This is a genomic window from Candidatus Desulfatibia sp., from assembly GCF_036446775.1.
GTDB lineage: Bacteria > Desulfobacterota > Desulfobacteria > Desulfobacterales > UBA11574 > Desulfatibia_A.
The window spans coordinates 1-6,544 of the sequence record NZ_JAZFTO010000242.1 but is presented as its reverse complement, the minus strand read 5'-3'; the positions used below and the strand labels follow the sequence as shown (position 1 = coordinate 6,544).

The 6,544-nt window shown below is 47.4% G+C and carries 5 protein-coding genes; 2 read left to right on the top strand and 3 right to left on the bottom strand.

Translation table 11 applies throughout. The features are described from left to right. Positions 1-53 precede the first annotated feature (53 nt). Together V3S16_RS11400 and V3S16_RS11395 are read left to right on the top strand one after the other, a co-directional pair. Entirely contained in the window at positions 54-989 is a 936-nt protein-coding gene (locus V3S16_RS11400; RefSeq protein WP_413885024.1) for a glycoside hydrolase family 130 protein, read from the top strand. Next, a complete protein-coding gene (locus tag V3S16_RS11395; protein ID WP_413885022.1) occupies positions 989-1,939 on the top strand; it encodes a glycosidase in 951 nt (316 codons plus the stop codon). The genes V3S16_RS11400 and V3S16_RS11395 overlap by 1 nt, the downstream gene beginning before the upstream one ends. 65 nt (positions 1,940-2,004) lie before the next feature. Here the strand turns inward: V3S16_RS11395 and V3S16_RS11390 are convergent, their stop codons facing one another. The 3 genes from V3S16_RS11390 to V3S16_RS11380 form a co-directional block, all read right to left on the bottom strand. Next, a complete protein-coding gene (locus V3S16_RS11390) occupies positions 2,005-3,168 on the bottom strand; it encodes a hypothetical protein (protein WP_413885020.1) in 1,164 nt (387 codons plus the stop codon). A gap of 1 nt (position 3,169) precedes the next feature. Continuing rightward, positions 3,170-4,294, bottom strand: coding sequence for a glycosyltransferase family 4 protein (locus V3S16_RS11385; RefSeq protein ID WP_413885018.1), 1,125 nt, complete (start codon positions 4,292-4,294; stop codon positions 3,170-3,172). Between the two features lie 258 nt (positions 4,295-4,552). After that, on the bottom strand, positions 4,553-6,544 hold a 1,992-nt coding region (locus V3S16_RS11380), incomplete at its 5' end, for a hypothetical protein (protein WP_413885016.1).

The window sequence follows — 6,544 nt, the reverse complement described above, 5'->3', positions numbered from 1 at the left end:
TGGGATGCAAAACCCGGTATGTATTTGCCGGGGAATAGGAAAAGGAATAAATCATGTCTAAAAAAAGACACCCTGATATTATCTATCGCTTTAAGGGCAACCCTGTAATTACTATGGATGACCTTTCGTTTCGGGCCTCGGACATCTGTAATGCCGGGGCGGTCAAGATCGACGACACCTACCTGCTGCTTGTAACGATTGAAAGTCTGAAGGGGCATAAAAGTCTGTATCTTGCCCGCAGTACAAACGGCTTTGATTTTGAGGTGGATGATGCGCCTATTATAAAATATGCGGAAGATAAAGCATTTAAGAAGTATGAAGAGAACGGTATTATGGACGGGAGGATCACCCCCTTTGAAGATACTTATTATATCACATATATAGCCGAAAGCCATTATGGTGACAGAATCGGGCTGGCCAGAACCGATGACTTTGAAAGCGTCACCAGACTTGGATTTGTCTCCGAAGTGGACACCAAGGGCGGTACGCTTTTCCCGGAAAAAATCAACGGCCGCTACGCCAGGCTCGAGCGGCCATTGAGCGGGGGACGGATATGGATCAGTTATTCAGATGATCTTGTGTACTGGGGCGGTTCCGAGGAGGTATTATCTCCCCGGCCCGGCTATTGGGACTCACACCGCGTGGGCGATGCCGTGCCCCCCATCAGAGTCAAAGACGGGAGGTGGCTGCTGATTTACTATGGCATCAAGGATACATCCGCCGGACCTCTTTTCAGGATCGGCGCGGTGTTTTTAGATTCTGACGACCCGGCCAGGGTTGTTAGCCGTACCAACGTCCCCATCCTGAGTCCACGCAAAGACTACGAACGGGTCGGGGACGTGACGAATTTGATTTTTTCATGCGGTGCTATCTTGGAGGATGAGAAACTGCTGCTGTACTATGGCGCTTCTGATAGCTGTATATGCCTGGGCACAACTGCCATTGATGATATCTATCAGGAGTGCGCAAAAAGTGAGGGAGAATTCTGATGAACGAGCACTTTCCATTTGGACGCGATATCCTGCGCCGGTTTGAAGGCAATCCCATTATTGCGCTCGAAGATATTCCGTTCAGGTGCAATACGGTCTTTAATGGGGCCGTGGTTAAAAGAGGGAATGAATATTTTCATCTCCTAAGAGTCGAGAGCCAGCAGGGGTATTCGGTTTTTGCCCTGGCGAGAAGCAAAGACGGGCTGTATTTTACGCTTGAAGATAAACCGGTCATGGAGCCTGCCCGAAAAGGCCCTTTTGCCCGGTACGAAAAACGCGGTATCGAGGATCCGCGCATTACCGAAATAGAAGGTGTTTATTATGTAATGTACACCGCATATTCAAAATACGGCCCCCGCATTGCTCTGGCAAAAACAGAGGATTTTTTCCATTATGAGCGGATTGCCATTGTATCCGAACCCGGCAACAAAGACGGCATCCTCTTTCCTGAAAGGATAAACGGCGAGTACGTGCGCCTTGACCGACCGATCGGCAAAGGCGTGGGCAGTATGTGGGTATCCTATTCAAAGAATCTGGTCGACTGGGGGAAATCCGAGATTTTGATGACGCCCCGACAGGGCATGTGGGACAGCTATCGAATCGGCGCCTCGGTTCCGCCGATCAGGACCGAGCATGGATGGTTTGAAATCTATCATGGTGTAAAAAAGACCGCAGCCGGTCCCATTTACAGAATCGGCACTGTTATGCTGGACCTCGAAAAGCCGGACAAGGTCATTGCCAGATCTAACCAGCCAATCCTTTCACCGCGAGCGGATTATGAAAGAATAGGGGATGTCGGTAATGTGACTTTTGCATGCAGCGCGGTTGTGGAAGATTCAGGCGAAATCAAGGTGTATTATGGTGCGGCCGACACCTGTATATGCGTGGCCACCGCAAATTTTGATGATCTTGTAAATACAGCTTTAAACAGAGATGGTGCCCATTCATGATAGACTTGCGGAAATTTTTTTGTGACGCCCCCTTTGGCGATAACCGGCGGCGATTATCAGGCATTTCATAATTTACCCTGTTCCCATAAATAGTTTACCAGGCTTTCAAGTCCGCAGCTAAGGAGAATAACATATTTATCGGCAGCACCGGCATAGATGAGTATTTTATTTTGCTGAACAAAGGCGCCCACAGGAAAAACCACCGCAGGCACATCCACCGGATATTCATCATCGCCGTATAATTCATAAGGTTCCGAAGGAATATAGATTGGTTTGCGGGTTCTGCGAATGACCTTGCGGGGATCATTCATATCCAGAATAGCGGCAGAGACGGAATATCCCCTTTCGATTTTCCGGGAAAGTCCATAGGCTTTACAGACGTCAATTTCTATCTCCCCCACGGCATGATAGATGAGAAGCCAACCTCGGTCTGTTTTAATAAGCTGCGGCCCAGGACCGATTTTCTCTTTCTCATGCGGATAAAGACCTGCTTTGAGAAGCAAGTTTTCGTTTCGCTTACGGTAGATTTCTTCCCATTTATCCTTATGTGCCGCAGGATTTAACAATTGATCCATGCCCGCTTTAAGCAAGCCTATATGTATATTAGGATGGAATCTGATCAAGGTATATAGATTTCCATTCACCGGGGTTGGAAAGGGCACGGCATTTCTGGAGTCAAAGGACTCAACCATTCCACAATAAGTTGTTTTTACAAAATCCTCGGTGGAATAAACGGCGATTCTATCCGCATTCGAACCTTTGAATGGGGGTTTTGTCTTGCCGCAGCCAATCAAGACATAGCTGTTTTCATATTTTATGATTCTTATATCCTCTATGCCATAGACAAAGTCCTGATGCTCAGTACCATCGCCGCGGATGGCCATGTTCCGGAACCGGGAAAAGTTTATGCCGTCCGGGCTTGTTAAAGGCCATACTTCGGAGGTATAGTTCTCCGGACAGTCCCTTTCACGACCCAGTTTTTCATCAAAAAATTTGCCTTTTCTGTAATTTCTGTGGCATCTTGCTAAAAGGATGACCTGGTCTTCAAAATATTCCGCTCCGCCGTTGAACACAGCGCCAGTCTTAAGTTCTTCATTTTCATACCAGGTGAGACCTATATCCTGGGGCTTCACAATTGGATTTTTTTCATATGAATCGAGGATAAAGATAGTATGGCCGGATTCTAGTTCCTCGACCCTGCCGTCACCTAAGGTCTTTAAATCAATCATGTCAACTCCTACGATACAATTCTATATGTTGCCTAGCTACTGTTTCCCAGGAAGTAAGGTTTCGATAAGCTTCTGTCCTGTTAATTACATATTGTCTGAAGTCCTTATCTTCAAAAAGGCGTATAGCAGTCCCCGCTATCCCGGAAGAATTGTAGGGAAGGACAAGGAGTTCATCACTGATGTTTTTTGATTCCTCGAATTTAGGCATTCTTGAGGCTATCACGGGCCTCTGCGCGCCAATGGCTAAATGGAACGAACCCGATGCAGACCTGTCTTCTTCGTAGTAAGGAAACAGGATAATGTCGGAAGCCCGAAACAGATACGGGACGTCATTGTTGGGGAAAAATTTGTTAGGATAGATAACATTATTTTCAAGTTTAAGGTCTTTTATTTTTCTAGCAATCAGTTCGGCATACTCCTTGTCTTTATCAGAAGCGGTAGGTGCTAAGCCTCCGGCTATGAAAAAATGTACATTATCCAATTTTTCTCTTATCTCCACAAGGGCATCGAGAACAATGTGAAAATTTTTATGCGGCTTAATAAAGCCGAACATGAGAAGTATCTTTGCCTCCGCGGGCAAGCCAAGTCTTTTGCGCGAGACTTCTTTATCCTCATTGCTGATTTCCGTGCCGTGAGAAATAACCTGGATCTTTTTCGGAGGTATTCCCATACGACAAAGGATATCTTCTTGGTTGGGGAGATGCACGATGACCTGATCTGCAAGCATGGCAATTCTGGCTGCGTAGTCCTCGTCCACCGCCCCTCTTTCCGAGAATTGAGCGGGTCTTACACAATGGATGGTTACTACCTTTCTGATGTCCGCACTCAGTTCTTTGAGTACCGAAGGCAATCTATCGTCAAAACTGTATATGCTGTATTCGTGCTGAATATGTACTACATCCGCGTTTTTGGAATTTGAAAGTATAGACTCCGCATAATCTTCATTTCTGTCCCAGCAGGGAACCACTTCAAATTGATCTTTTTTAATTAAGGAGGCTCCCTTTTCAGCGATAATTTTAATTTCCAAGGCGGGGTCAGCCTTTTTAAGGCCGTGGATAAGATAATCCGTATATGTGGCTATGCCGCATTGTTGGGGCAAGTAAGTCGAAACAAAAGCTATTTTCATGTTTTAAATTTGTAACTCGCAGTTTTAGTTTATTAAAAAGTAGTGTCAAAAGTCACTTTAACTTATTACTCTGGACTTGACCCATGTCATCCGGGCTTGACCCGGCATCTATAATTTTCCTCCTTGGTAAAGGTGAATCCAAGTTGCAAGTGCACCACGTATTGCTTTGTAGCAAACTTCATGAGACGTCCCGTAGCCGAGGCATTAGGCCTATGATTGATCTTTTTAATTGACCGAGCAATCGTTTTCTCGGAAATTTTATTTAAACAGCCCTTTGAGCAGTTTTTCAAACTGGGGGCCTATCTGCTTTTCGATATACTTTTCTGCTTCGCGTTTGAGAAGATTTTTGACATCCACATCAACCTTAGGATTGCCTACATGGCCCCGGATGTTTACATCAATCGGGTTGTCATTGGCGACAATGTGAAGCCTTGCGTCGATTTGCTTGGTTTTGGTGTTCAGCTTTACGCCCTCGCCGGTAACGGAGGCATTATTGGAGCGCAGGGCGAGTTCCGCAACGATTTTCTCGCCATTGATGCTGCTGGTGAGATGGCCTTCAAACCGCTCGCGGCTCAGATCAAAACCGGCCAGCTGATCGACCAGAATGGTCATGACGTTGGGTACAAACCGCCCTTCCGCGAGGGTTGCATCAAGCTTGCCTTTGCGGGTCTTGAGATTGTAATCTAAGATGCCGGTGAGGCTGGATTCAAAAACCTGCGGGTAGATGAGCATTTTCATTATCTCCATGGTTTGCAAGTTCTTCAATTCGGCATGCAGATCGTCATTGTGCAGCTTAGCGTCAAAAGCGCCGCCAAGGGTATCAGCGTAGGCCTTGACATCGAGGTCTTTCCCCTTTTTTATTTCTCCTGTAATCCGGACAGCACCATCAAGATGCCGCTCGGTTAAAAGGTAGAGTTTGTCGAGGTCCGGAATATCTACACGGTAGTCACTGGTCAGCAGGGCCTCTTTTACATTGAACCGGGCTCTTTTTACGTTCAGGGACGCCAGCGAAGATGTAACCGAAGCGGCGGTATCTATCAGGTTTTCTTTCAGAATGGATGTCGTCTCGGCATTGAAACGGATTTCAGGCACCTTCAGGTCAAATTCTCTGGCCACAGTTGCGACGTCCACCTTTCCGTTGGATAGGGTTGTGGTAATTCTGCCTTTGAGCGATTCGGCCCGGGCGTCATCTATGGTCACCCTGGCATCCAGAGTACCGCCGGCATAGGAGGGCTGGGCCAGCATGAAAAGCAGGCTTTTTAACTTCAGGTGCTTGATGTCGATCTGTATGGCCTTTGGTTTGAAGTCTTGAAATTCGGCCTCGAAACGGGTTTGGCTGCCGGCCAGGTCGCTTTGCCCTTTGATTCGAAGATGTTTTTTATCCCCGTTGACAGTGCCGACCAGTTTAAGCGGGCCGCGCATCTGCATACCGATAACGGGCGTGAAAAGTTCGAGCTTTTTCACCGCAAGATTATAGGCCAGATCCATAGCCATTGTCTGCGGGGCAATGGTTCCGCTGGAACCGATCTTTGCCAGATTGGAGACAAATTTTACGTCGTAACGGATATCTTTGCCGGCCAGACGGGCATCGGCCCTGGCTGAAAAGGAGGTCTTAGGCAGCGAAATGCCGTAATGCTTTTTTATGTTAGCGATATTCACAACTCCCCGGCTAAGCTGAATATCGACTTGGCCCTGAAGATCTTCCAGGTCGAGTGAATCCAGTTGGAAGTCCAGGTCAAGTTTTCCGGATATGAGGTTGGGCTGACCGCCGAGATAGAGCAACTTTTTTAGATCGGCTGCTTTGATTTCCACATGCACACCGGACGGGTTGAAGTCGTCCAGAGTCACGCGATAGACGGTATCACTTTGAGCCAGGTTGCTTTTTCCCTCAATCCGAAGCGCTTTAAGAGTCCCTTTTACGATTCCGTCCGCATGCAGACGGCCTTTCAACACCTGCCGGGTGAGCGCTTTGAGGCGCTCCAAATCATCAAAGCGAATTCGATAGCGGGCATCTATCGATTGGGAAAAGAGGGCATAGCTGCCTTCGACTTCGATGCGGTTTTTCTCTGCGAGCGTCAGGGCCAGGGCAAATCGGTCGATGCGAAGTTTGAAATTCTCGATATTGACATTCAACTCGAGCTTTCCCTCGAGCCTGGAAGCAATCAGGGGCGCAACGAGATCGTTGCCGAATCCGGTAAACAAAAGGACATACACAGCCGCAAACAGTGTCAGCAACAACGCGCCGACGAT

What these genes read in the sequence shown, in the direction of transcription:
- V3S16_RS11390 (WP_413885020.1), bottom strand. Translation starts at nt 3,168, where the DNA reads ATGATTGATTTAAAGACCTTAGGTGACGGCAGGGTCGAGGAACTAGAA.
- V3S16_RS11385 (WP_413885018.1), bottom strand. Translation starts at nt 4,294, where the DNA reads ATGAAAATAGCTTTTGTTTCGACTTACTTGCCCCAACAATGCGGCATA.
- V3S16_RS11395 (WP_413885022.1), top strand. Translation starts at nt 989, where the DNA reads ATGAACGAGCACTTTCCATTTGGACGCGATATCCTGCGCCGGTTTGAA.
- V3S16_RS11400 (WP_413885024.1), top strand. Translation starts at nt 54, where the DNA reads ATGTCTAAAAAAAGACACCCTGATATTATCTATCGCTTTAAGGGCAAC.